The 25,442-nt window shown below is 35.1% G+C and carries 25 protein-coding genes and 1 other annotated feature; all 25 genes read left to right on the top strand.

Features of this window, described 5'->3' with window-relative positions:
* Positions 1-3 precede the first annotated feature (3 nt).
* The 25 genes from ACNMOQ_RS13315 (at position 4) to rpsG (ending at position 25,440) form a co-directional block, all read left to right on the top strand.
* On the top strand, positions 4-2,469 hold the full coding sequence (locus ACNMOQ_RS13315) for an ATP-dependent Clp protease ATP-binding subunit (protein ID WP_016999402.1): 2,466 nt from the start codon (positions 4-6) through the stop codon (positions 2,467-2,469).
* A gap of 155 nt (positions 2,470-2,624) precedes the next feature.
* Entirely contained in the window at positions 2,625-3,995 is a 1,371-nt protein-coding gene (radA, locus tag ACNMOQ_RS13310) for a DNA repair protein RadA (protein WP_416349992.1), read from the top strand.
* 21 nt (positions 3,996-4,016) lie between these two features.
* Positions 4,017-5,075 (top strand): PIN/TRAM domain-containing protein, encoded by a 1,059-nt coding sequence (locus tag ACNMOQ_RS13305; protein ID WP_016999404.1) that lies wholly within the window; start codon positions 4,017-4,019, stop codon positions 5,073-5,075.
* A 1-nt stretch (position 5,076) separates the two neighbouring features.
* A complete protein-coding gene (gene ispD, locus ACNMOQ_RS13300) occupies positions 5,077-5,763 on the top strand; it encodes a 2-C-methyl-D-erythritol 4-phosphate cytidylyltransferase (protein WP_016999405.1) in 687 nt (228 codons plus the stop codon).
* Complete coding sequence (ispF, locus tag ACNMOQ_RS13295; protein WP_416349991.1) at positions 5,756-6,235, top strand: 2-C-methyl-D-erythritol 2,4-cyclodiphosphate synthase; 480 nt, start codon at positions 5,756-5,758, stop codon at positions 6,233-6,235. Before ispD ends, ispF begins: the two co-directional genes overlap by 8 nt.
* A 16-nt stretch (positions 6,236-6,251) precedes the next feature.
* A complete protein-coding gene (gltX, locus tag ACNMOQ_RS13290; RefSeq protein WP_416349990.1) occupies positions 6,252-7,709 on the top strand; it encodes a glutamate--tRNA ligase in 1,458 nt (485 codons plus the stop codon).
* A 249-nt stretch (positions 7,710-7,958) separates the two neighbouring features.
* Complete coding sequence (gene cysE / locus ACNMOQ_RS13285; RefSeq protein ID WP_016999408.1) at positions 7,959-8,600, top strand: serine O-acetyltransferase; 642 nt, start codon at positions 7,959-7,961, stop codon at positions 8,598-8,600.
* Entirely contained in the window at positions 8,584-9,987 is a 1,404-nt protein-coding gene (gene cysS / locus ACNMOQ_RS13280; RefSeq protein WP_064204247.1) for a cysteine--tRNA ligase, read from the top strand. Before cysE ends, cysS begins: the two co-directional genes overlap by 17 nt.
* 13 nt (positions 9,988-10,000) lie before the next feature.
* A complete protein-coding gene (locus ACNMOQ_RS13275) occupies positions 10,001-10,390 on the top strand; it encodes a Mini-ribonuclease 3 (RefSeq protein ID WP_037539268.1) in 390 nt (129 codons plus the stop codon).
* Entirely contained in the window at positions 10,383-11,129 is a 747-nt protein-coding gene (gene rlmB, locus ACNMOQ_RS13270; protein WP_016999411.1) for a 23S rRNA (guanosine(2251)-2'-O)-methyltransferase RlmB, read from the top strand. Before ACNMOQ_RS13275 ends, rlmB begins: the two co-directional genes overlap by 8 nt.
* Positions 11,129-11,647 carry an NYN domain-containing protein gene (locus ACNMOQ_RS13265; RefSeq protein WP_016999412.1) on the top strand — a complete coding sequence of 173 codons (519 nt, stop codon included), beginning with the start codon at positions 11,129-11,131 and terminating at the stop codon, positions 11,645-11,647. The genes rlmB and ACNMOQ_RS13265 overlap by 1 nt, the downstream gene beginning before the upstream one ends.
* A gap of 70 nt (positions 11,648-11,717) precedes the next feature.
* Positions 11,718-12,344 carry a sigma-70 family RNA polymerase sigma factor gene (locus ACNMOQ_RS13260; RefSeq protein ID WP_247877449.1) on the top strand — a complete coding sequence of 209 codons (627 nt, stop codon included), beginning with the start codon at positions 11,718-11,720 and terminating at the stop codon, positions 12,342-12,344.
* Positions 12,345-12,394: 50 nt separating this feature from the next.
* A complete protein-coding gene (gene rpmG, locus ACNMOQ_RS13255) occupies positions 12,395-12,535 on the top strand; it encodes a 50S ribosomal protein L33 (protein WP_081501334.1) in 141 nt (46 codons plus the stop codon).
* 13 nt (positions 12,536-12,548) lie between these two features.
* Positions 12,549-12,728 (top strand): preprotein translocase subunit SecE, encoded by a 180-nt coding sequence (gene secE / locus ACNMOQ_RS13250; RefSeq protein ID WP_016999414.1) that lies wholly within the window; start codon positions 12,549-12,551, stop codon positions 12,726-12,728.
* Positions 12,729-12,742: 14 nt separating this feature from the next.
* The gene (nusG, locus tag ACNMOQ_RS13245; RefSeq protein WP_016999415.1) at positions 12,743-13,291 is read left to right on the top strand and encodes a transcription termination/antitermination protein NusG; all 549 of its coding nucleotides are present in this window, start codon (positions 12,743-12,745) and stop codon (positions 13,289-13,291) included.
* Positions 13,292-13,438: 147 nt separating this feature from the next.
* The gene (gene rplK, locus ACNMOQ_RS13240; RefSeq protein WP_016999416.1) at positions 13,439-13,861 is read left to right on the top strand and encodes a 50S ribosomal protein L11; all 423 of its coding nucleotides are present in this window, start codon (positions 13,439-13,441) and stop codon (positions 13,859-13,861) included.
* A gap of 115 nt (positions 13,862-13,976) precedes the next feature.
* Entirely contained in the window at positions 13,977-14,669 is a 693-nt protein-coding gene (gene rplA, locus ACNMOQ_RS13235; protein ID WP_016999417.1) for a 50S ribosomal protein L1, read from the top strand.
* A gap of 44 nt (positions 14,670-14,713) precedes the next feature.
* Positions 14,714-14,855: a sequence feature (ribosomal protein L10 leader region), on the top strand.
* Between the two features lie 43 nt (positions 14,856-14,898).
* Positions 14,899-15,405, top strand: coding sequence for a 50S ribosomal protein L10 (rplJ, locus tag ACNMOQ_RS13230; protein WP_016999418.1), 507 nt, complete (start codon positions 14,899-14,901; stop codon positions 15,403-15,405).
* A 42-nt stretch (positions 15,406-15,447) separates the two neighbouring features.
* A complete protein-coding gene (rplL, locus tag ACNMOQ_RS13225; RefSeq protein ID WP_016999419.1) occupies positions 15,448-15,810 on the top strand; it encodes a 50S ribosomal protein L7/L12 in 363 nt (120 codons plus the stop codon).
* Between the two features lie 82 nt (positions 15,811-15,892).
* Positions 15,893-16,501 carry a class I SAM-dependent methyltransferase gene (locus tag ACNMOQ_RS13220; protein ID WP_016999420.1) on the top strand — a complete coding sequence of 203 codons (609 nt, stop codon included), beginning with the start codon at positions 15,893-15,895 and terminating at the stop codon, positions 16,499-16,501.
* A 206-nt stretch (positions 16,502-16,707) separates the two neighbouring features.
* On the top strand, positions 16,708-20,262 hold the full coding sequence (gene rpoB, locus ACNMOQ_RS13215; RefSeq protein ID WP_016999421.1) for a DNA-directed RNA polymerase subunit beta: 3,555 nt from the start codon (positions 16,708-16,710) through the stop codon (positions 20,260-20,262).
* A gap of 99 nt (positions 20,263-20,361) precedes the next feature.
* Positions 20,362-23,979: a DNA-directed RNA polymerase subunit beta' gene (rpoC, locus tag ACNMOQ_RS13210; protein ID WP_016999422.1), complete on the top strand. Its 3,618-nt coding sequence runs from the start codon at positions 20,362-20,364 to the stop codon at positions 23,977-23,979.
* Between the two features lie 135 nt (positions 23,980-24,114).
* Positions 24,115-24,369, top strand: a complete 255-nt coding sequence (locus tag ACNMOQ_RS13205; protein WP_064204243.1) for a ribosomal L7Ae/L30e/S12e/Gadd45 family protein — start codon at positions 24,115-24,117, stop codon at positions 24,367-24,369.
* Positions 24,370-24,460: 91 nt separating this feature from the next.
* Entirely contained in the window at positions 24,461-24,883 is a 423-nt protein-coding gene (gene rpsL / locus ACNMOQ_RS13200) for a 30S ribosomal protein S12 (RefSeq protein WP_016999424.1), read from the top strand.
* An 86-nt stretch (positions 24,884-24,969) separates the two neighbouring features.
* Positions 24,970-25,440, top strand: coding sequence for a 30S ribosomal protein S7 (gene rpsG / locus ACNMOQ_RS13195; RefSeq protein ID WP_016999425.1), 471 nt, complete (start codon positions 24,970-24,972; stop codon positions 25,438-25,440).
* Positions 25,441-25,442 lie beyond the last annotated feature (2 nt).

The raw sequence follows: 25,442 nt of genomic DNA, 5'->3' as shown, positions 1-25,442 counted from the left end.
TTTATGCTATTTGGTAGATTAACAGAACGTGCACAACGTGTTTTAGCACATGCACAAGAAGAAGCAATGAGATTAAACCATTCAAATATAGGCACAGAGCATTTACTTTTAGGTTTAATGAAAGAGCCTGAAGGTATCGCAGCAAAAGTATTAGATGCTTTTGGTATTACTGAAGAAAAAGTAACAAAAGAAGTAGAAAATTTAATTGGCCAAGGACAAGAGCAAGTTGGCGCAATTCATTATACACCTAGAGCTAAAAAAGTAATCGAACTATCTATGGATGAAGCAAGAAAATTAAATCACACATTCGTAGGTACAGAGCACTTATTATTAGGTCTTATTAGAGAAAATGAAGGCGTTGCAGCTCGTGTATTTGCTAATTTAGATTTAAATATTACAAAAGCAAGAGCACAAGTAGTGAAATCACTAGGTAGTCCTGAACAAGGCTCTAAAAACGCTCAAGCTACTAAAAATCAAGCAACACCAACATTAGATGGTTTAGCTAGAGATTTAACTGTAATCGCAGAAGACGGTACATTAGATCCAGTAATTGGCCGTTCAGATGAAATTACAAGAGTAATAGAAGTATTAAGTAGAAGAACTAAAAACAACCCTGTACTAATCGGTGAACCTGGTGTAGGTAAAACTGCGATTGTAGAAGGTTTAGCGCAAGCAATCATACAGAACGAAGTACCAGAAACATTAAAAGGTAAACGTGTCATGTCATTAGATATGGGTACAGTTGTTGCCGGAACAAAATATCGTGGTGAATTCGAAGAAAGACTGAAAAAAGTAATGGAAGAAATTCACCAAGCGGGCAACGTTGTGCTATTTATCGATGAGTTACACACGTTAATTGGCGCTGGAGGAGCAGAAGGCGCTATAGACGCTTCTAATATATTAAAACCTGCTCTAGCACGCGGTGAACTACAATGTATTGGTGCGACAACTTTAGATGAATATCGTAAATATATTGAAAAAGATGCAGCATTAGAAAGACGTTTCCAACCAGTTACTGTTGATGAACCTACTAATGAAGATTCAATTGCAATCTTGAAAGGTTTAAGAGATCGTTATGAAGCACATCACCGCATCAATATTTCAGATGAAGCAATTGAAGCGTCAGTAACTATGAGTGACCGTTATATCTCAGACCGTTTCTTACCAGACAAAGCAATTGATTTAATTGATGAAGCAAGTTCAAAAGTAAGACTTAGAAATTATACAACACCACCAAGTCTCAAAGAACTTGAAGCGGAATTAGAAACAGTTAAAAAAGAAAAAGATGCAGCTGTACACTCTCAAGAATTTGAAAATGCAGCTAATTTAAGAGATAAACAAACAAAACTTGAAAAACAATTAGAAGAGACTAAAAATGAATGGAAAAAAGTCCAAGGCGAGAAAAACACTTGCGTAACAGCTGAAGATATTGCAGTTGTAGTAGCAAATTGGACAGGTGTTCCAATTACGAAATTAAATGAAACTGAATCAGAAAGATTACTAAACCTAGAATCTATTCTTCATAATCGTGTAATTGGTCAAAATGATGCAGTACAATCTATCTCTAAAGCAGTTAGACGTGCGAGAGCTGGATTGAAAGATCCGAAAAGACCAATTGGTAGCTTTATCTTCTTAGGACCTACTGGTGTAGGTAAAACGGAACTTGCACGTACATTAGCGGATGCAATGTTTGGTGAAGAAGACGCAATGATTAGAGTAGATATGAGTGAGTTTATGGAAAAACACTCTGTCAGTCGTTTAGTTGGTTCTCCTCCAGGCTATGTTGGCCATGATGATGGTGGACAATTAACTGAAAATGTAAGACGTAAACCATATTCAGTTATATTATTCGATGAAATTGAAAAAGCTCACCCAGATGTATTTAATATCTTGTTACAAGTATTAGATGATGGTCACTTAACAGATTCTAAAGGACGTAAAGTGGATTTCAGAAATACAGTTATCATAATGACATCAAACGTAGGTGCACAAGAACTTCAAAATGCTAAATTCGTTGGCTTTGGCGCTGCTAAAGATAGTGGTCCAGACTATGAAACGATTAGAAAAACAATGATGGACGAATTAAAACAACAATTTAGACCAGAGTTCTTAAACCGTGTAGATGACATCATTGTATTCCACAAACTAGAAAAACCACATCTTAAAGAAATTGTTTCTAAGATGGCTAGCGATTTAACTAAACGTTTATCAGAACAAGGTATTCATATTAGCTTAACTGACTCAGCTCAAGAGAAAATAGCAGACGAAGGATTTGACCCTGAATATGGTGCTAGACCATTAACACGTTCAATCCAAAAAAATGTTGAAGATAATCTAAGTGAATTAATCTTGTCTGGTCAAGATTTAGTTGGTAAAGACGTTGTAGTAGATTATCGCGATGACGAATTTAAATTTGATTTATCAGATCATAAAGAAGATGAATCAGAAGAAGAAACTTCAAAAGTATAAAATAGAAAATTTTAACTTAAATAATATAATGAGTCCGCAAACCATATATAATAAAGGTTTGCGGACTTTTATTGTTAGAAAAAAGTATATAAATTTGTTTTTCAAGTCTGCCAAGTTTAAAATATAACTATTCAATTAACACGGAGGTATCATGAATGGCGAAAAAGAAAGTAATATTTGAATGTTTAGCCTGTGGGTACCAATCGCCAAAATGGATGGGCAAATGTCCTAATTGTGGCGCATGGAATCAAATGGAAGAAACAATAGAACATAAAGAAACAAAAGGGCCTAAAAATACATTTAAATCAGATGTACCAGCACAAAAAATAGAAAAATTAAAAGACATTAAAGATGAAGACATACCTAGAATTTTAACGAAAATTAATGAATTTAACCGCGTATTAGGCGGCGGAGTAGTAGAAGGGTCGCTTGTATTAATAGGTGGAGATCCGGGTATCGGTAAATCGACACTATTATTACAAATTTGTGCCGCTCTATCACAACAGAAAAACGTACTTTACGTCTCTGGTGAGGAATCGGTAAGACAAACTAAATTAAGAGCAGAAAGACTCGTTGAAGATTCAGGCGAACTAAATGTATACGCTGAAACAAACTTAGAAATTATTCATAGTATGGTTCAAAAAGAAAAGCCAGATGTATTAGTAATAGATTCAATACAAACTATATACCATCCAGAAGTTACGTCGGCTCCTGGTTCAGTATCTCAAGTGAGAGAATGTACACAGAATTTAATGCATATTGCTAAGCAAATGAATATAGCAACATTCATCGTTGGACATGTTACGAAAGATGGACAAATTGCAGGTCCTAGATTGCTAGAACACATGGTGGATACCGTATTATATTTTGAAGGGGACACACATCACGCTTATCGAATATTAAGAGCAGTTAAAAACCGTTTTGGTTCAACAAATGAAATGGGTATATTTGAAATGAAACAAACTGGCTTAAACGAAGTGAAAAATCCTTCAGAAATGTTCCTAGAAGAAAGAACAAAACATGTGGCTGGCTCGACTATTGTTGCGACTATGGAAGGAACTAGACCGATATTAGTTGAAGTACAGGCATTAGTAACGCCAACAACTTTCCATAATCCAAGAAGGATGGCTACAGGTATAGACCATAATAGATTGAGCTTGTTGATGGCAGTACTTGAAAAGAAAGAAAATTTCTTACTACAGCAACAAGATGCATACATTAAAATCGCTGGTGGTGTTAAATTAAGTGAGCCAGCAGTTGACTTAAGTATTATAATAGCAATAGCATCTAGTTTTCAGGATAAACCAACAAAAGGAGACGATTGTTTTGTTGGTGAAGTCGGCTTAACTGGAGAAGTAAGAAGGGTTGCTAGAATTGACCAACGTGTTCAGGAAGCGGCTAAACTAGGTTTTAAACGCATCATCGTACCGAAAAATAATTTAAAAGGTTTAGAGTTCCCAGAAGGCACACAAGTTATTGGTGTTTCTACAACGAGAGAAGCATTGAAAATTGCCTTTAATGCATAGAAACCATTAGGAGGTTGACGTATGAAAATTTTAAAAGCCCTCATCATTCTATGTTATTTAGTTATAGGATCCTCGGTCGGTATTCTAGTTATTCCTGAGTTGATTAACGCTTTTAGTATACAACCTAAAGAGGTACTTACTAACCCATATATTGATGGTCTAATCGGGGCAGTCGTTATATTTCTGCTGTTTGGTTTTTTAATCGATAAAATTGTGTATATGGCTGATCAAGGTGAAAAATATTTGTTAAAGAGAAGTATTTTAGAAATATTTTTCGCAACTATTGGTGTTATGATTGGTCTAATGATTGCTGTAATGGTTTCGTTTATATTGGAAATGATTGGCGCTCCCGTATTGAAACATATATTACCTATTATTATTGCTGCTTTTTTATGTTATTTAGGCTTTCAAATCGGGTTACAAAAGCGTGAAGAAATTCTTAGGTTGTTCCCAGAGAATATTTCGAACTCATTAACAAGACAAACTACTGCGAGAAACGCTAAATTGTTAGACACTAGTGCCATTATTGATGGTCGTATACTTGATGTCGTGAAATGCCAATTTTTAGACGGTGAAATATTAGTCCCTCAAGGCGTAATTGAAGAACTACAAGTTATTGCTGATGCAAAAGATAGTTTGAAAAGAGATAAAGGACAACGTGGTTTAGATATGTTAAATTCATTGAAGGATACTGATTTTCCTATTTCTATCATTGAACCTAATTCTACCCATAAAGATGTAGATGCACTATTGATTGTTTTAGCTAAAAAATATAACGCAAGTATTATTACGACAGATTATAATTTAAATAAAGTGTGTTCTGTACAAGGTATTAAAGTTTTAAATGTTAATGATTTGTCTGAAGCAATTAAACCAATTGTGCATCAAGGCGATCAGTTCGAATTACTTATTACTAAAATAGGAAAAGAAGATGGCCAAGGTGTTGGATATTTAGATGACGGTACAATGGTTGTTATTGAAAAAGGTAGAGAATATATCGGCAAAACAATAGTTGTAGAAGTAATGAGTCTATTACAAACGTCATCTGGAAGAATTATTTTTGCGAAGAAGGTGTCTTAGCGTGGGTTTTACAGTTATAATACCAGCTGCTGGTCAAGGGAAGAGAATGGGTAAGAATATTAACAAATTATTTTTAAAAATCAAAGGTGAAACGATTATAAGAAGAACAGTTTCAGTTTTTGAAAATATGAAGTCATGTGAACAAATCTTTATTGCTGCCCACCCTGAAGAGGTCAATATAATGGAAAAACATTTAAAAGACTTTCAAAAAGTGGCTGGTATTATACCAGGAGGTAAAGAACGACAGCACAGTATTTATGAAGTGTTAAAAGTATTAGTAAATACCGAAGTTGTTATTGTACATGATGGAGCTAGACCTTTTGTAACAGAAGAAAAAGTAGAACAACTATACGAAGATACTTTAGAGCATGATGCTGTTATTTTAGCGGTTCAAGCTAAAGATACAATCAAAAAAGTGATAAATGGTATTGTAGAAGAAACTTATCAACGCGAAACGGTATGGCAAGTCCAAACACCTCAATCTTTTAAAAGAGAAATCATCTTAAAAGCATATCAATTAGCGGATTCGGAATCTTTTGTAGGTACAGATGACGCATCTTTAGTTGAAAGAGCTGGTTTTAAAGTCCACGTCCTCAGTGGAGATTACGATAATATTAAAATAACAACAACTGAAGACTTAGTGATAGCAGAATCAATAATAGAAAGACGAGGTATTCATGATGTTTAGAATAGGTTATGGATGTGATGTACATGAATTCGATGAAAATAGACCGCTTATTATCGGTGGAATTGAAATAGAACATACTAAAGGGCTCAAAGGACATAGCGATGCAGATGTATTGTTACACGCTATTACAGATGCTATTTTAGGTGCTGCAAGTTTAGGTGACATTGGTAAGTTGTTTCCAGATACCGATCAAACATTTAAAGATGCAGACTCGAAAATATTATTAAAAGAGGCTTATCAACAAGTTTTAAAAAAGGGATACCAACTAGGAAATGTGGATGCTACAATAATTGCTGAGAAACCTAAATTTAGACCACATATTGATAACATGAGAGATAAGATTGCTACAATTTTCGAAGTATCAATAGAAGATGTTAATGTGAAAGCGACAACAAATGAAAAATTAGGATTTCTAGGAAGAGAAGAGGGCATACAAGCACAAGCTGTGGTATTATTAACAAATAAAGATTAAAAACAGGAGTGAGACGATGAGTAACAAAGTAAGAGTAAGATATGCGCCAAGTCCAACTGGTTACTTACACATCGGTAACGCAAGAACCGCATTATTTAATTATTTATTCGCTAAACATTATGATGGGGACTTTGTTATACGTATTGAAGATACAGATATAGCCAGAAACTTAGAGGACGGAGAGTCTTCACAATTTTCAAACCTTGAATGGTTAGGTTTAAATTGGGACGAATCTGTCAATAAAGACGGAGGATACGGCCCTTATCGTCAATCAGAACGTGGCCATATCTATAAACCGCTTATTGATAAATTACTAGCTGAAGATAAAGCTTATAAATGTTACATGACACAGGAAGAATTAGAAGCAGAACGTGAAGAACAAATAGCTAGAGGTGAAATGCCACGTTATGCTGGTAAACACGCACACTTAACTCTAGAAGAACAGAAAGCTTTCGAAGCGGAAGGTAGACAGCCTAGTATTCGTTTTAGAGTACCTCAAAATAAAACATATACATTTAATGATATCGTTAAAGGTGAAGTATCATTTGATTCAAACGGTATAGGTGACTGGGTTATCGTTAAGAAAGACGGTATTCCAACATATAACTTTGCTGTTGCTATTGATGATCATTATATGGAAATTTCTCACGTAATCCGCGGGGACGACCACATTTCAAACACACCTAAACAACTTATGATTTTTGAGGCATTTGGATTTGAAACGCCAAAATTTGCTCATATGACATTGATTGTTAACGAAGAACGTAAAAAATTAAGTAAACGTGATGGACAAATTTTACAATTTATCGAACAATATAAAGATTTAGGTTACTTACCTGAAGCCTTATTCAATTTCATTGGATTGTTAGGTTGGTCTCCAGAAGGCGAAGAAGAAATTTTCTCTAAAGAAGAATTCATTAAAATCTTCGATGAAAAACGACTATCTAAATCTCCAGCATTCTTTGATAAGAAAAAATTAGAGTGGATCAATAACCAATACATGAAGGAAAAAGATTCTGAAACTGTATTTGAAATGACAATCCCTCACATGGTAAAAGCAGGATTATTACCAGAAAGTCCATCAGAAGCAGAATTGTCTTGGGCTAGAGACTTGGTTGGTTTATATCAAGAACAAATGAGCTACGCAGGTGAAATTGTACCGCTATCTGAGTTGTTCTTCAGAGAACATTTAGATTTCTCTGATGAAGCTAAAGAAGTCTTAAACGGTGAACAAGTTCCTACTGTCATGACTGAGCTTATTAAACAATTTGAAAGTTTAGAGCCTTTTGATGAACCAGCTGAAATTAAGAAATCAATTAAAGCAGTTCAAAAAGAAACAGGTGTTAAAGGTAAACAGTTATTCATGCCTATTCGTGTAGCGGTAACTGGACAAACACATGGACCTGAATTACCTAATACAATAGCATTATTAGGTAGAGATAAAGTGTTAAGTAGATTAAAACGTATTATTTGATTTTTTGTAAATAAAAAACTATGATATTAAATACTTAAAGGCCAAGTAATTTAATAAATGTGAAATAAGAGAGCACATGGTTGGTGAAAATGTGCCACATTTATAAATGAATGCACCTTTATTGAATGAAAACTTATATATTTAAATGAGTGAGCATAGATATATGCTAAACAAGAGTGGAACCGTGCAAAAGGCACCTCTAGCAAAAATTGTTAGAGGTGCCTTTTTGATATCTGAGGGGGGAAAGAGATGTTTAAAAGAGTCAAAGATGATATTCAAATGGTGTTTGATCAGGACCCTGCTGCAAGATCTTCATTTGAAGTTGTTATGACTTACTCAGGGCTACATGCAATATGGAGTTATTTGATTGCTAATTGGTTTTTTAAGAAAAAAATGTATTTTATAGCTCGATCAATTTCACAAATTTCACGATTTTTTACTGGAGTGGAAATTCATCCTGGTGCTACGATAGGAAAGAGATTATTTATAGACCATGGAATGGGTATTGTGATTGGTGAAACATGTCGAATTGGTAACAATGTGACAATTTATCAAGGCGTTACCCTCGGAGGTACAGGTAAAGAGCGCGGAAAAAGACACCCAGATATAGGTGATAATGTATTGATTGCTGCTGGTGCTAAAGTACTGGGCAATATAGAAGTTGGCAGCAACGTAAACATTGGTGCCAATTCAGTTGTGTTAAAAGATGTTCCTGATTACTCAACAGTAGTAGGTATCCCAGGCAGGATTGTTAAGCAAGATGGTATGAAAGTTGGTAAAAACTTCAATCATACTAACTTACCAGATCCGATTTATGAACAATTAAAAGAATTAGAACGTCAACTTGAAAAGACGAAGAATGGAGAGATTGTTGATGATTACGTTATATAATACGCTAACAAGACAAAAGGAAGAATTTATACCAATTGAAGAGGGCAAAGTTAAGATGTATGTATGTGGCCCTACTGTTTACAATTATATTCATATTGGAAATGCAAGGTCGACAGTAGCCTTTGACGTTGTTAGACGCTATTTAGAATATAAAGGTTATGAAGTAGATTATGTATCTAACTTTACTGATGTTGATGATAAATTAATTAGAACAGCTAATGAATTGGGTCAAACAGTTCCAGAAATAGCAGATCGTTTTATTCAAGCATTTTACGAAGATACTGGGGCATTAAATTGTAAGAGAGGTACTTCAAATCCAAGAGTTATGGACCATATGGATGACATTATCGAATTTATAAAAGTATTAGTCGATAAAGGTTATGCTTATGAAAGTGGCGGAGATGTTTATTATCGTACACGTCGTTTTGAAGGGTATGGCAAGTTGAGTCACCAATCTATTGATGACTTGAAAGTTGGAGCTAGAATTGAAACAGGTGAACAAAAAGAAGATGAATTAGATTTCACACTTTGGAAAAAAGCTAAACCTGGTGAAATTAAGTGGGACAGCCCTTGGGGACCAGGACGCCCTGGTTGGCATATAGAATGTTCTGTCATGGCTCATGTACATTTAGGTGATACAATTGATATACACGCAGGAGGAACAGACCTTCAGTTCCCTCACCACGAAAACGAAATTGCGCAATCTGAAGCACATAGTGATACAACATTTGCTAACTACTGGATGCATAACGGATTTGTAAATATTAATAATGAAAAAATGAGTAAGTCTCTTGGTAACTTTATTTTAGTGCATGATATTATTAAGGAAATTGATCCAGATGTTTTACGATTCTTTATGGTTGGTGCACATTATAGAAGTCCAGTTAACTATGATTTAGATTTAGTACAGGCAGCTAAAAAAGGTTTAGAAAGAATCAGAAACAGTTACAAATCTTTAGTGGATAGAGAAGAACATGCTTTGCTTAAAGAAGACGAAACGAATCAATATATCGAAGGTATCGACCAAGCGTTGAAAGATTTTGAAATGTATATGGACGATGACTTTAATACAGCTAACGCGATGACTGCTTGGTATGATTTAAACAAACTTGCAAACAAGTATTTATTAGAGAATGCGACATCAGTTAGAACGATTGAATACTTTAAAGAAGTTTACCAAATATTTAGTGATGTTTTAGGTGTACCTTTATATGGTAAAGAACATGCTGAATTATTAGATGAAGAAATCGAACAACTAATTGAAGAACGAAACGAAGCTAGAAAATCTAAAAACTTCCAACGTGCTGATGAAATTCGAGATATGCTAAAAGAACAAAATATTATCCTTGAAGATACGCCTCAAGGTGTGAGGTTTAAACGTGGATAAGCAATCAATAAAAATGTTAAACCCCTTGTCATTAGCATATATGGGAGATTCTATACTAGATACTTATGTAAGAAAGTATATTATCCTGAAAATTAAAGGGAAGCCTAACCGTCTACATCAACTATCTAAACAATATGTATCCGCAAAAGGGCAAGCGTATGTTTTAAACGTTTTGTTAGAAGAAGATTTTTTCGATGAGGAAGAGCTAGCTATTATTAAACGTGGGCGTAATGCAAAAAGTTATACAAAAGCAAAGAATACGGATATACAAACATATCGTAAAAGTTCTGCGATAGAAGCGGTTATCGGTTATTTATATTTAAATGATGAGACAGAGCGTTTAGAATTGTTAATTAATAAAATGATAGAAATTACAGAAGAAAGGGTGAATACAAATGGATGATTCAATAATTGTCGGGAGACATGCTGTGAAAGAAGCGATTACTTCTGGCCATACAATTAACAAAGTGTTAATCCAAGAAGGTATCAATAAAAAACAAATTAATGATATTTTAAAGATTGCAAAATCAGAGAAAATCGTTGTTCAAACAGTACCGAAATCAAAAATAGACTACCTTACAGACGTCCCACACCAAGGTATAGCTGCACAAATAGCGCCTTATCCTTATAAAGAATTAGAAGATTTTATATCTGAAACAAAAGACATTGAACATCAACCCTGTCTGTTAATGTTGGATGGATTAGAAGATCCTCATAATTTAGGTTCAATTATGAGAACTGCTGATGCAATAGGTATCGATGGAATTATTATTCCTAAAAGAAGGTCCGTTCAATTAAATGCTACTGTAGCTAAGGCTTCAACAGGTGCTATTGAGCATGTACCTGTTATTCGTGTTACGAATCTACCGAGTACAATGGAGCGTTTACAAGAAGTTGGTTATTGGATAGCTGGTACTGATGCTAAACATGCAACGGATTATCGACAAATGGATGTTAATATGCCATTAGTTATTGTGATAGGTAGTGAGGGAGAAGGTATGAGTAGGTTAGTTAAAGATAAGTGTGACTTCTATATTAAATTGCCTATGGTTGGGCATGTTAATAGCCTTAATGCGTCCGTTGCAGCCAGTCTTCTTATGTATGAAGTATATAGAAAAAGGCACCCGATAGGACAAGAATAATGAAAGATATCTATTTGATTATTGATGGTTATAATTTGATAGGACAATCAAAAGAATTATCCGAGACTGCGAAAGTCTCATTAGAAGAAGCAAGGGACAAATTGTTAATCACACTTATTAACTATAATACACAACATGACGGAGAGATGATTGTTGTCTTTGACGCTTATGGTGTTGAAGGAACAGAAACAATAGAAATAAAACACGGTGTCAAAATAGTATATACAAAAGGGAAAGAAACGGCAGATAGTTATATTGAAAGATTAACTTATGATTTGTATAGAAAGCATATTACACATATTACAGTTGTAACGAGTGATATGAGTGAGCAACACGCTATTTTTGGGACAGGCGCTTATCGGATATCATCGAGAGAGATGTGGTCAACAATAGCGAGGCAAGAATCTGTGGTAACGAAACATTTATCAGATATAGAAACGAAGACACCTAGAAATAGATTACATTTGCCTGATGAAGTACTACAACAATTCGAAAAATGGCGTAGAAACAATAAGTAATATTAAAAAATGCAGTTTGATTTAATAATAATTGAATCTGTAAAATGTGTTCAATACTTATGAACAAGGAATGAACAACATGCATGATACAATTAAAGAGAATCAAACTTTAAACTGGATTCAAACAATTCAAAGAGGCCAAGTCGATTGCTTTAATCAATTATTGGAAGTTTATGATCAAGATATAATGAAACGAATTAAAATGCTTAATATATCTAAAGAAGATTGTGAAGATATCGCACAGATAGTGAGATATAAATTGTATAAACAAGTGCTAACTTATGATATAGAGCAACCACAACCTTTTTCTCATTGTGTTAACGTCATTATTAAAAATGCTAAAATAGATTTTATACGTAAAGCCACAAGTGAAAAGGAACAGTTTTATACAAAAATGCTCACAATTGATAGCTCAAATAAATACGAAGTAGATTATTTAATTGATAAAGTTGTAGATAATAAACATCACTCATTTGAAGATATGATAGTATTTAATCATTTTTGTTCGTCATTTATAAAAGAAATAGGGTTAAATGCTTTTGAATCTCGGATTGTAAACTGTACGATGCAAGGGAAAAGTAAAAAAGAAATATCGAAAGAGCTTAATGTACCTATCAAACACATATACAATGCACAATACCGGCTAAAAAAGAGATTAAATAAGCAAGAAATCGTTTCTGTGTTGTTTGACAACTAGGTGTTTTGTTTTGTATATTAATCTAGGATTAGAATGAATAAGGTGAGAATATGAGAAAAGTCCCTTTAAATTGCGAAAAATGCGGAGCGAGAAATTATACAGTCCCTAAAAAAGAAACAGATAAACGATTAGAGCTAAAAAAGTTTTGTAAAACTTGTAATACGCATACATTGCATAAAGAATCCATATAAAGGAGGAAAATCAATGGCTAAAAAAGAAAACTTCTTTCAAGGCGTAAAATCAGAAATGCAAAAAACAAGTTGGCCGACTGGCAAAGAACTTGTTAAATATACAACAGTAGTAGTATGTACTGTAATCTTCTTCTTAATCTTTTTCTACGCATTAGATTTAGGAATTACAGAGTTAATTAATTTGATTAAATAGTAAGGAGTGGCAAAATGTCAGAAGATATAGGCGCTAAACGTTGGTACGCAGTGCACACTTATTCAGGTTACGAAAATAAAGTGAAAACAAACCTTGAGAAACGTGTCGAAACAATGAACATGGAAGAACAGATCTTTAGAGTTGTAATCCCTGAAGAAGAAGAAACATCAATTAAAGATGGTAAAGCTAAGACACAACTTAAGAAAACATTCCCTGGTTATGTATTAGTAGAATTAATTATGACCGACGAATCTTGGTATATTGTCAGAAATACGCCAGGTGTAACTGGCTTTGTTGGGTCAGCTGGCGCAGGTTCTAAGCCAAATCCTTTATTACCAGATGAAGCTAAATTCATTTTGAAACAGATGGGTATGTCTGAAAAAACCGTCGACGTAGAAGTAGAATTAGGAGAACAAGTTCGCGTTACAAGTGGACCATTTACGAACCAAATTGGTGAAATAAAAGAGATAGATGTTGAAAAGTATAAATTAACAGTACTTGTTGACATGTTCGGCAGAGAAACCCCTGTTGAAGTAGAATTTGACCAAATTGAAAAGTTGTAAAAAAACACTTGAAAATTAATTATTTCAATGTTATTATTTAAAGGTCGCGCTCGGACTATGCGCAACCATTTCATTAGGAAATGAAGAGTGGGAGGGTAAAATATCATTACCCCATGACCACATCACGATATCAAGGAGGTGCACATCGTGGCTAAAAAAGTAATCAAAGTAGTTAAATTGCAAATACCTGCAGGTAAAGCAAACCCAGCACCACCAGTTGGTCCTGCATTAGGTCAAGCCGGTGTGAATATTATGGGATTCTGTAAAGAATTCAACGCTCGTACACAAGAGCAAGCAGGTTTAATCATTCCAGTTGAAATTACAGTATTTGAAGATCGTTCATTTACTTTCATCACTAAGACACCACCTGCAGCAGTATTACTTAAAAAAGCAGCTAAAGTAGAAAAAGGTTCTGGTGAACCTAACAAATCTAAAGTTGCTACAGTAACTCAAGACCAAGTACGTGAAATTGCTAACACTAAAATGCCTGACTTAAACGCAGCATCTGAAGAAGCAGCAATCCGTATCGTTGAAGGTACTGCACGCAGCATGGGAATTGTCGTAGAATAATTGAGATTTTAAAGTTTAAGCAGGCGGCTAATTCGCTGTCTGCTATTGCATTGTCTAATAGATGATGCACGTGGGAGGTAACATTCCGCTAAAACCACTAAAGGAGGAAAACAAAATGGCTAAAAAAGGTAAAAAGTATCAAGAAGCAATTGCTAAAGTTGATCGTTCTTCATTATACTCAGTAGAAGAAGCTATGAAATTAGCAAAAGAAACAAGCACTGTAAACTTTGATGCTTCTGTAGAAGTTGCATTTCGTTTAGGCATTGATACTCGTAAAAACGACCAACAAATCCGTGGAGCAGTAGTATTACCACACGGAACTGGTAAAACACAACGAGTATTAGTATTCGCTAAAGGCGATAAAATCAAAGAAGCAGAAGAAGCTGGAGCAGACTATGTAGGTGAAGAATACATCAGCAAAATCAACGATGGTTGGTTTGAATTTGATGTTATTGTTGCAACACCTGACATGATGGGTGAAGTTGGTAAACTTGGTCGCGTATTAGGACCTAAAGGTTTAATGCCAAACCCTAAAACTGGTACAGTTACAATGGATATCAAAAAAGCAGTCGAAGAAATTAAAGCAGGTAAAGTAGAATACCGTGCTGAAAAATCTGGTATTGTTCATGCTTCTATTGGTAAAGTATCATTTGATGAGCAGAAGTTAGTTGATAACTTCAAAACTATCCAAGATACATTAACAAAAGCTAAACCATCATCTTCTAAAGGTACTTATTTCAAGTCTGTTGCTGTAACAACAACAATGGGCCCTGGTATCAAAGTAGATACTTCAAACTTTAAATTATAATAATAAAAATATATTGACTTCACATCTGAAACGCGTTATAGTTTTGAATGTGTAATATTTAACCTAAGACAGTAGGAGTTCGTTTTTGGAACTTAAAAGGCTATCCTACCGAGGCTTAAATTGACTTGAACGTATAAATTTCAAGCACTTTTTGCCGTGGGTAAAAAGTGCTTTTTTGTTGAGATACCTCATCATAAAAGCACGATATAAATACTATGGAGGTGTAGAGATGTCTAATTCAAAAATCGTTGAAATCAAACAACAAAAAGTTGATGCTATTGCTGAACAATTAAAAAACTCAGTTTCAACAATTATTGTAGATTACCGTGGTTTATCAGTTGCGCAAGTTACAGAGTTACGTCAACAATTACGTGAAGCTGGTCTTGAATATAAAGTATACAAAAATACTTTAGTTCGTCGTGCTGCTGAAGCTGCTGGAATCGAAGGTTTAGAAGAATTCTTAACTGGTCCTAACGCAATTGCTTTCTCAAATGAAGAAGTTGTTGCACCAGCAAAAATTCTTGCTGACTTCGCTAAACAAAACGAAGCATTAGAAATCAAAGCAGGTGTTATTGAAGGAAGCGTAGTAAGTGCAGAACAAGTTAACACTATCGGTTCATTACCATCAAAAGACGGTCTTGTATCTATGTTACTATCTGTATTACAAGCTCCAGTTCGTAACTTTGCTTACGCAGTTAAAGCTGTTGGAGAACAAAAAGAAGAAAGTGCTGAATAATATCAGTACAAAATAAAAATTAATTATTGGAGGAAATATATCATGTCTAATGAAAAAATTATCGAATCAATTAAAGAAATGTCAGTATTAGAATTAAACGACTTAGTTAAAGCTATTGAAGAAGAATTTGGTGTAACAGCAGCAGCTCCTGTAGCAGCAGCTGGCGCAGCTGGTGGAGAAGCAGAAGCTGAACAAACTGAATTCAACGTTGAATTAACTGCAGCTGGAGATTCAAAAATTAAAGTTGTTAAAGCAGTTAAAGAAGTAACTGGTTTAGGCTTAAAAGAAGCTAAAGAAATCGTAGATAACGCTCCTAAAGTTGTTAAAGAAGGATTATCTAAAGAAGACGCTGAAGCTCTAAAAGAAAAATTAGAAGAACTTGGCGCATCTGTAGAATTAAAATAATTTCTGTATTAAATCAAAAACCCGTTATTATCATGATAACGGGTTTTTCTTTACTCATTAAATGTATTAAAGAGGTGGCATAATGAGTCATTATTATGATAATGATCCAAATGTGAAATCGGAAAGAAAACCTTTCGATTATCGCTATCGTGACATCAAACTCTCTCTTCAGACAGATCATGGCGTTTTTTCAAAAGGAAAAATTGATTTTGGATCTGATTTATTGATTACTACATTTTTAAATTTAAATCCCCCAGGACCTAAAAAGAAAATATTAGACGTAGGCTGTGGATACGGACCTATTGGATTAACTTGTGCTAAAGTGCTACCACATAGTGAAGTAACGATGGTGGATGTAAATGAAAGGGCATTAGAATTGGCGAAAGATAATCGAAACTCAAATCAAATTAATAATGCCGAAATACAACAAAGTGATTGTATAGATGGTGTTTTAGATTTACAATTTGATTTCGTACTAACTAATCCGCCGATTAGAGCTGGTAAAAATGTTGTACATCGAATATTTGAACAAAGTGATCAAGTTTTAACGCACGGAGGAGAACTTTGGGTAGTCATTCAAAAGAAACAAGGTATGCCTTCTGCAAAAGAAAAAATGCAAAATATTTTTGGCAATGCAGAAATTATAGAAAAAAGCAAGGGTTATTACATTTTAAAAAGTGTAAAAGCTTGATTTTGCTATTTTGTTCTGATATAGTAATAGAATGTTAAAAATTATATTCAATAAGTGTGTACTTTTGCGTCGCCCTTAATTGAATGTTAGAAATAAGTCGTACGAAATAGAAAATGGAATCATTGACTTTCCGTTTTCTTTTTGTCTTATTATCTTTGTTTTGTAAGACGCAAAGTTATATTCACAATATTTGAGGGGTGAATCTGTTGACAGGTCAACTTATCCAGTATGGAAGACATCGTGTTCGTAGAAGTTATGCGAGAATTTCCGAATCTTTAGAATTACCTAATTTAATCGAGATTCAAACGAAATCATATGAATGGTTTCTTAAAGAAGGTTTACTTGAAATGTTTCGCGACATTTCGCCAATCGACGATTTTACAGGTAACTTATCTTTAGAATTCGTAGATTATCGTTTAGGTGAATCAAAGTATGATTTAGAAGAATCTAAAAACCGTGATGCGACTTATTCCGCGCCATTACGCGTTAAAGTTCGTTTAATTAATAAAGAAACAGGCGAAGTGAAAGATCAAGAAGTATTTATGGGTGATTTCCCATTAATGACTGACACTGGTACTTTCGTTATTAATGGTGCAGAACGTGTAATTGTATCACAACTTGTACGTTCACCATCCGTATACTTCAACGAAAAAGTTGATAAAAACGGTAAAATTAGTTATGGAACAACTGTGATTCCTAACCGTGGTGCATGGTTAGAATATGAAACAGACGCTAAAGACGTTCCTTACGTAAGAATTGATAGAACGCGTAAGTTGCCAATTACAGTATTAGTCCGCGCTTTAGGATTCTCAACGGACCAAGAAATTTTAGATTTACTTGGAGACAATGAATATCTTAGAAACGCTTTAGATAAGGATAATACTGAAACTACTGATCAAGCATTGCTTGAGATTTATGAGCGTTTGCGTCCGGGAGAACCACCAACAGTAGAAAACGCGAAGAGTTTAATTTACTCACGCTTCTTCGACCCAAAACGTTATGATTTAGCGAGTGTCGGTCGTTATAAAATGAACAAAAAGTTACATCTTAAACATCGTTTGTTCAATCAAACATTAGCTGAACCTATTGTTGATGTTGAAACAGGTGAAATTGCAGCAGAAGAAGGAACGGTTTTAGACCGTCGTAATTTAGATAAAATTATCGATGTATTAGAATCTAATGCTAATATTCAAGTTTATGAATTAAATAGTAGCGTATTAGATGAACCAGTTGAAATTCAATCTGTTAAGATTTATATCCCTGGTGATGAAGAAAACCGTACGACAACAGTGATTGGTAATGCATTTCCTGATGAAGCAGTTAAATGTATTACGCCAGCAGATATCGTTTCATCATTATCATATTTCTTCAACTTATTACATGGTGTAGGTTATACAGATGACATTGACCATTTAGGTAACCGTCGTCTACGTTCAGTAGGTGAATTGCTACAAAACCAATTTAGAATTGGTTTATCACGTATGGAGCGTGTTGTACGTGAACGTATGTCAATTCAAGATACTGATTCAATCACACCACAACAACTTATAAATATACGTCCAGTTATTGCTTCAATTAAAGAATTCTTTGGTAGTTCACAATTGTCTCAATTCATGGACCAAGCTAACCCATTAGCTGAGTTAACGCATAAACGTCGTCTATCAGCGCTTGGACCCGGCGGTTTAACTCGTGAACGTGCTGGTATGGAAGTACGTGACGTTCACTACTCTCACTATGGTCGTATGTGTCCGATTGAGACACCAGAGGGACCAAACATTGGTTTAATCAACTCACTTTCAAGTTATGCTAGAGTTAACGAGTTTGGCTTTATTGAAACACCATATCGTAAAGTTAATATCGAAACTAACCAAGTAACAGACAGAATTGATTATCTAACTGCTGATGAAGAAGATAGTTATGTTGTTGCACAAGCAAACTCAGTATTAGATGAAACTGGTAGATTCGTCGACGATGAAGTTCTTTGTCGTTTCCGTGGTGACAACACTACTAAACCTAAAGAACGTATGGATTACATGGATGTATCTCCTAAACAAGTTGTTTCTGCAGCAACAGCATGTATTCCTTTCCTTGAAAACGATGACTCTAACCGTGCACTTATGGGTGCGAACATGCAACGTCAAGCAGTACCTTTAATGAACCCTGAAGCACCATTTGTTGGAACGGGTATGGAACATGTTACAGCACGTGACTCAGGAGCAGCTATTGTTGCTAAATATAAAGGTAGAGTTGAACATGTTGAATCGAAAGAAATTCTTGTTAGAAGAATTGTAGAAGAAAATGGTAAAGAAATCGAAACGGAATTAGACCGTTATCCTTTATCTAAATTTAAACGTAGTAACTCTGGAACATGTTATAACCAACGTCCAATCGTTGCATATGGTGACATTGTTTCTAAAGGTGAAATTTTAGCTGATGGACCTTCAATGGAACTTGGTGAAATGGCACTAGGTAGAAACTTAGTAGTTGGATTTATGACTTGGGATGGTTATAACTACGAGGATGCTGTTATCATGAGTGAACGTCTTGTTAAAGATGACGTATATACTTCTATTCATGTTGAAGAATATGAATCAGAGGCTCGTGACACTAAATTAGGACCTGAAGAAATCACACGTGATATTCCAAACGTTTCTGATAATGCACTTAAAAACTTAGACGATCGCGGTATTGTTTATGTTGGTGCTGAAGTTAAAGATGGTGACATTTTAGTAGGTAAAGTAACGCCTAAAGGTGTGACTGAACTAACAGCTGAAGAAAGATTATTACATGCGATATTTGGTGAGAAAGCACGTGAAGTACGTGATACATCATTACGCGTACCTCATGGTGCGGGCGGTATCGTATTAGACGTTAAAGTCTTTAATAGAGAAGAAGGCGATGATTCATTATCTCCAGGTGTTAACCAATTAGTTCGTGTTTATATCGTTCAAAAACGTAAAATACACGAAGGGGATAAAATGTGTGGTCGTCATGGTAACAAAGGTGTAATTTCACGTATTTTACCTGAAGAAGATATGCCTTACTTACCAGATGGAACACCAATTGACCTTATGTTAAACCCATTAGGTGTACCTTCTCGTATGAATATCGGACAAGTTTTAGAACTTCATCTAGGTATGGCAGCTAAGAATCTAGGTATTCATGTTGCTTCACCAGTATTTGATGGTGCTAACGATGATGATGTTTGGTCAACTATTGAAGAAGCAGGTATGGCTCGTGACGGTAAAACTGTCTTATACGATGGTCGTACTGGTGAACCATTTGATAACCGTGTATCTGTAGGTGTTATGTATATGCTTAAACTTGCACACATGGTCGATGATAAATTACACGCACGTTCTACTGGTCCATACTCACTTGTAACGCAACAACCATTGGGTGGTAAAGCTCAATTCGGTGGACAACGTTTCGGTGAAATGGAGGTATGGGCACTTGAAGCATATGGTGCTGCGTACACATTACAAGAGATTTTAACTTATAAATCTGATGATACTGTAGGTCGTGTAAAAACTTATGAAGCTATCGTAAAAGGCGACAATATCCCTAAACCGGGTGTCCCTGAATCATTCCGCGTATTAATGAAAGAATTACAGAGTTTAGGACTTGATGTTAAAGTCATGGACGAACATGATAATGAAATCGAAATGCGCGATTTAGAGGATGAAGATATGATGGACAAAAAAGTTGATTTAGGTGTTTCACAAGATGCAGCAGTAGAAGGACAACAAGTAACTGAGTAAAAGTTAATCAAGCGCATTTGGTAATACATTTGCGCTTTCATTTGTTACACATTATCAATCAACCGGCACAACTAATTTAATTTGAAGGAGGTAGGCTCCTTGATTGATGTAAATAATTTCCATTACATGAAAATAGGACTTGCTTCACCTGAAAAGATTCGTTCTTGGTCATTTGGTGAAGTTAAAAAACCAGAAACAATTAACTACCGTACGCTAAAACCTGAAAGAGATGGTTTATTCTGTGAGAAAATTTTCGGTCCAACTAAGGACTGGGAATGTAGTTGTGGTAAATACAAACGAGTACGCTATAAAGGTATGGTCTGTGATAGATGTGGCGTTGAAGTCACTAAATCTAAAGTGCGTCGTGAAAGAATGGGGCACATTGAATTAGCAGCACCTGTATCACATATTTGGTACTTTAAAGGTATACCTAGTCGCATGGGACTATTATTAGATATGTCTCCACGTGCGCTAGAAGAAGTAATTTATTTTGCTTCTTACACAGTCATTGATCCAGGTCCAACTGGATTAGAAAAGAAACAATTATTAACTGAAGGTGAATACCGAGAATATTATGATAAATTCCCAGGTAAATTCAGTGCGAAAATGGGTGCGGAAGCAATCCGTGATCTATTAAGTGATATAGATTTAGAAAAAGAATTAAAACAACTTCGTGAAGAATTAGAATCAGCTACTGGCCAAAGATTGACAAGAGCAATTAAACGTCTAGAAGTAGTTGAATCATTCCGTCACTCTGGTAATGAACCTTCATGGATGATTTTAGATGTATTACCAATTATTCCACCTGAAATCCGTCCAATGGTTCAATTAGATGGTGGTCGCTTCGCAACAAGTGACTTAAATGATTTATACCGTCGTGTTATCAACCGTAATAATCGTTTGAAACGTTTATTAGACTTGGGTGCTCCTGGCATTATCGTTCAAAACGAAAAACGTATGCTACAAGAAGCTGTAGATGCGTTAATCGATAACGGTCGTCGTGGTCGTCCAGTAACTGGTCCAGGTAACCGTCCGTTAAAATCACTTTCACACATGTTAAAAGGTAAACAAGGTCGTTTCCGTCAAAACTTACTTGGTAAGCGTGTTGACTACTCAGGACGTTCAGTTATCGTTGTTGGTCCTAGTCTGAAAATGTACCAATGTGGTTTACCGAAAGAAATGGCTTTAGAATTATTTAAACCATTCATTATGAAAGAATTAGTAGAACGTGAAATTGCTACAAACATCAAAAATGCAAAAGGCAAAATTGAAAGAATGGAAGAAGAAGTATGGGATGTACTTGAAGATGTTATTAAAGAACACCCAGTACTATTAAACCGTGCACCTACATTACACAGACTAGGTATTCAAGCGTTTGAACCTACTCTAGTTGAAGGTCGTGCGATTAGACTTCACCCACTTGTTACAACAGCTTATAACGCTGACTTTGATGGTGACCAAATGGCGGTTCACGTACCATTATCTAAAGAAGCACAAGCAGAAGCACGTATGTTAATGCTTGCAGCTCAAAACATCTTGAACCCTAAAGATGGTAAACCAGTTGTTACGCCTTCACAAGATATGGTATTAGGTAACTATTACCTTACATTAGAAAGAAAAGGTGCAATCGGTGCTGGTGACATCTTCAATGAAACTGACGAAGTTATTAAAGCTTATGCAAATGGTCATGTACACTTACATTCACGTATAGCTTTACATGCAAGATCACTTAAGAACCCAACGTTTACAGCAGAACAAAATAAAAAATTATTAATTACTTCTGTTGGTAAAGTTATCTTTAATGAAATTATGCCTAATTCATTCCCATATATTAATGAACCGACTAATTTCAATTTAGAAAAATCAACTCCTGATAAATACTTTGTTTCACCTACAGATTTACCAGAAGGTGGACTAGTAGAATATCTTGAAGACGTTGAGCTTGTTAAACCATTTAACAAAGTATTCTTAGGTAAAATCATTGCTGAAATATTCAACAAATTCCATATAACTGATACTTCAATGATGCTAGATAAGATGAAAGATTTAGGATTTAAATATTCATCTCGTGCTGGTATTACTGTTGGTGTATCTGATATCGTGGTTCTTTCAGAGAAACAAGAAATCATCGATGAAGCAGAAGTTAAAGTTGAAAAAGTTCAAAAACAATTTAGCCGTGGTTTAATCACTGAAGGCGAACGTTATGCAGCAGTTATCGAAATTTGGACAAAAGCTAAAGATGATATTCAAGCTAAATTAATGATGTCACTAGATAATCTTAACCCAATATTCATGATGAGTGATTCAGGTGCTCGTGGTAACGCATCTAACTTTACTCAATTAGCTGGTATGCGTGGTCTGATGGCTAACCCATCTGGTAAAATTATTGAGTTACCGATTAAATCTTCATTCCGTGAAGGTTTAACAGTACTTGAATACTTCATATCAACTCACGGTGCTCGTAAAGGTCTAGCCGATACAGCGCTGAAAACTGCCGATTCAGGTTACTTAACTCGTCGTCTTGTTGACGTAGCACAAGATGTTATTGTCAGAGAAGAAGACTGTGGAACTGATAGAGGTTTATTAGTATCTGATATTAGAGAAGGATCAGAATTAATTGAGCCATTTATTGAGCGTATAGAAGGTCGTTATTCTAAAGAAACATTACGTCATCCAAAAACTGATGAAGTAATTATCAAAGTTAACGAACTAATAACGCCAGAAATTGCTAAACAAATACTAGATGCTGGTATTACTGAAATGCACATCCGTTCTGCATTTACATGTAACACTCGTCATGGTGTATGTGAAAAATGTTACGGTAAGAACTTAGCAACTGGTGAACAAGTTGAAGTTGGTGAAGCAGTTGGTACAATAGCTGCCCAATCAATCGGTGAACCAGGTACACAGCTTACAATGCGTACCTTCCATACTGGTGGTGTAGCCGGAGCAGATATCACACAAGGTTTACCACGTATTCAAGAGTTATTTGAAGCGCGTAACCCTAAAGGTCAAGCAGTTATTTCAGAAATTAACGGTGAAGTAACAGAGATTACTATCGTTAAAGATCGTCAACAAGAAATTAAAGTTAAAGGCGAAAATGAAATTAGAACTTACCTTGCTTCAGGTACTGCAAGACTTAAAGTTGAAGAAGGACAATACGTTGAACGTGGCGAAGTAATGACTGAAGGTTCAATTGAGCCTAAAGGATTACTAGCTGTAGCTGGATTAAATGCTACTCAAAAATACTTGCTTAAAGAAGTTCAAAAAGTTTACCGTATGCAAGGTGTTGAAATTTCAGATAAACACGTTGAAGTTATGGTTAGACAAATGCTTCGTAAAGTAAGAATTATTGAAGCAGGAGATACGAAACTATTACCAGGTGCTTTAGTAGATATTCATACATTTACTGATGCAAACAGAGAAGTATTTGCTACGCGTAAGCGCCCAGCAACTGCTAAACCTGTATTACTTGGTATTACAAAAGCTTCTCTTGAAACTGAAAGCTTCTTATCAGCGGCGTCATTCCAAGAAACAACTAGAGTTCTTACAGATGCTGCAATCAAAGGTAAACGTGATAACTTACTTGGACTTAAAGAAAATGTTATCATCGGTAAATTAATCCCTGCTGGTACAGGTATGAGAAGATATACTGGTGTAGATTTCGAAAAAGTTGAAAAAGAAGTATCACCTGAAGAAACAGTAGTAACTGATTAACAGATATGAGCTGTTCTAGGGGTCTAGAACAGCTTATATTTTATTATAAAAACACTCCAAAAATTATTGACTTTATCAAAGTAGGATGTTATTATTGTTAAGGTTGATGCAAGCAGACGCTTTGGAGGATATCAAATGTCTAATGAAAAAGCCTTAAGCTTAAATCAAGACAATTATGTCATTGGTTTAAAACAAACCACTAAAGCATTGAAGAAGCATGATGTACGGAAAGTAATCATTGCTCAAGATGTAAATATTCATATTTTGTCTAAAGTGTTGAATTTAGCATTTGAGACAGGCGTTCCGATAGATTATAGTCCAACAAGACAAAAGTTAGGATCGCACTATGGAATAGAAGTAAATGCGACAGTAGTTGCATTGCTTAAATAAATGTGTAAGCTGTGCTTACTATTTTTATTTGCCTTAAAATGAACCACCTGGATGTGTGGAATTAAGAAAACTAGAGAGGAGGACATTAAAGATGCCTACTATTAACCAATTAGTACGTAAACCACGTACAAGTAAATCATCACACTCTACAGCACCTGCATTAAACAAAGGATACAATAGCATGAAGAAAAAAGTGACTACTGTATATTCTCCACAAAAACGCGGTGTTTGTACACGTGTAGGAACAATGACACCTAAAAAACCTAACTCAGCGTTACGTAAATATGCTCGTGTTCGTTTATCAAACAACATCGAAGTAAACGCGTATATCCCTGGTATAGGCCACAACTTACAAGAACACAGTGTTGTACTTATTCGTGGTGGACGTGTTAAAGACTTACCTGGTGTACGTTATCACGTAGTACGTGGTGCTTTAGACACTTCTGGTGTTGAAGGACGTATGCAAAGTCGTTCACTTTATGGTGCTAAAAAACCTAAAGCTGCTAAGAAATAATCTAATATTAAATTTCTGTGTTTAACAGATTTTTATGTGACGATAAACTAAATAAATTTTATAATTAAGGAAGGAGGATTTCGATTATGCCTCGTAAAGGTCCAGTTCCAAAAAGAGATGTATTACCAGATCCAATTCACAACTCAAAATTAGTAACAAAATTAATCAATAAAATCATGCTTGATGGTAAGCGTGGTACTGCTCAAAGAATTCTTTACTCAGCATTCGAACTTGTTCAAGAACGTTCAGGTAAAGATGCAATTGAAGTATTCGATGAAGCTATCAACAACATCATGCCTGTACTTGAAGTTAAAGCTCGCCGTGTAGGTGGTTCAAACTATCAAGTACCTGTAGAAGTACGTCCAGATCGTCGTACAACTTTAGGTTTACGTTGGTTAGTTAACTATGCTCGTCTTCGTGGTGAAAAAACTATGGAAGAGCGTTTAGCTAACGAAATCTTAGATGCTGCTAACAATACTGGTGGCGCAGTTAAGAAACGTGAAGACGTTCATAAAATGGCAGAAGCTAACAAAGCGTTTGCTCATTATCGTTGGTAAAA

The organism is Mammaliicoccus lentus (genome assembly GCF_947036595.1).
GTDB lineage: Bacteria > Bacillota > Bacilli > Staphylococcales > Staphylococcaceae > Mammaliicoccus > Mammaliicoccus lentus.
Note: the sequence above shows the minus strand (reverse complement) of the source record. Positions and strands in the feature narration are given on the sequence as shown.

Coding starts and splice junctions, on each gene's coding strand:
- ACNMOQ_RS13315 (WP_016999402.1), top strand. CDS start 4: ATGCTATTTGGTAGATTAACAGAACGTGCACAACGTGTTTTAGCACAT.
- radA (WP_416349992.1), top strand. CDS start 2,625: ATGGCGAAAAAGAAAGTAATATTTGAATGTTTAGCCTGTGGGTACCAA.
- ACNMOQ_RS13305 (WP_016999404.1), top strand. CDS start 4,017: ATGAAAATTTTAAAAGCCCTCATCATTCTATGTTATTTAGTTATAGGA.
- ispF (WP_416349991.1), top strand. CDS start 5,756: ATGTTTAGAATAGGTTATGGATGTGATGTACATGAATTCGATGAAAAT.
- gltX (WP_416349990.1), top strand. CDS start 6,252: ATGAGTAACAAAGTAAGAGTAAGATATGCGCCAAGTCCAACTGGTTAC.
- cysE (WP_016999408.1), top strand. CDS start 7,959: ATGTTTAAAAGAGTCAAAGATGATATTCAAATGGTGTTTGATCAGGAC.
- cysS (WP_064204247.1), top strand. CDS start 8,584: ATGATTACGTTATATAATACGCTAACAAGACAAAAGGAAGAATTTATA.
- ACNMOQ_RS13275 (WP_037539268.1), top strand. CDS start 10,001: ATGTTAAACCCCTTGTCATTAGCATATATGGGAGATTCTATACTAGAT.
- rlmB (WP_016999411.1), top strand. CDS start 10,383: ATGGATGATTCAATAATTGTCGGGAGACATGCTGTGAAAGAAGCGATT.
- ACNMOQ_RS13265 (WP_016999412.1), top strand. CDS start 11,129: ATGAAAGATATCTATTTGATTATTGATGGTTATAATTTGATAGGACAA.
- ACNMOQ_RS13260 (WP_247877449.1), top strand. CDS start 11,718: ATGAACAACATGCATGATACAATTAAAGAGAATCAAACTTTAAACTGG.
- rpmG (WP_081501334.1), top strand. CDS start 12,395: ATGAGAAAAGTCCCTTTAAATTGCGAAAAATGCGGAGCGAGAAATTAT.
- secE (WP_016999414.1), top strand. CDS start 12,549: ATGGCTAAAAAAGAAAACTTCTTTCAAGGCGTAAAATCAGAAATGCAA.
- nusG (WP_016999415.1), top strand. CDS start 12,743: ATGTCAGAAGATATAGGCGCTAAACGTTGGTACGCAGTGCACACTTAT.
- rplA (WP_016999417.1), top strand. CDS start 13,977: ATGGCTAAAAAAGGTAAAAAGTATCAAGAAGCAATTGCTAAAGTTGAT.
- rplJ (WP_016999418.1), top strand. CDS start 14,899: ATGTCTAATTCAAAAATCGTTGAAATCAAACAACAAAAAGTTGATGCT.
- rplL (WP_016999419.1), top strand. CDS start 15,448: ATGTCTAATGAAAAAATTATCGAATCAATTAAAGAAATGTCAGTATTA.
- ACNMOQ_RS13220 (WP_016999420.1), top strand. CDS start 15,893: ATGAGTCATTATTATGATAATGATCCAAATGTGAAATCGGAAAGAAAA.
- ACNMOQ_RS13205 (WP_064204243.1), top strand. CDS start 24,115: ATGTCTAATGAAAAAGCCTTAAGCTTAAATCAAGACAATTATGTCATT.
- rpsL (WP_016999424.1), top strand. CDS start 24,461: ATGCCTACTATTAACCAATTAGTACGTAAACCACGTACAAGTAAATCA.
- rpsG (WP_016999425.1), top strand. CDS start 24,970: ATGCCTCGTAAAGGTCCAGTTCCAAAAAGAGATGTATTACCAGATCCA.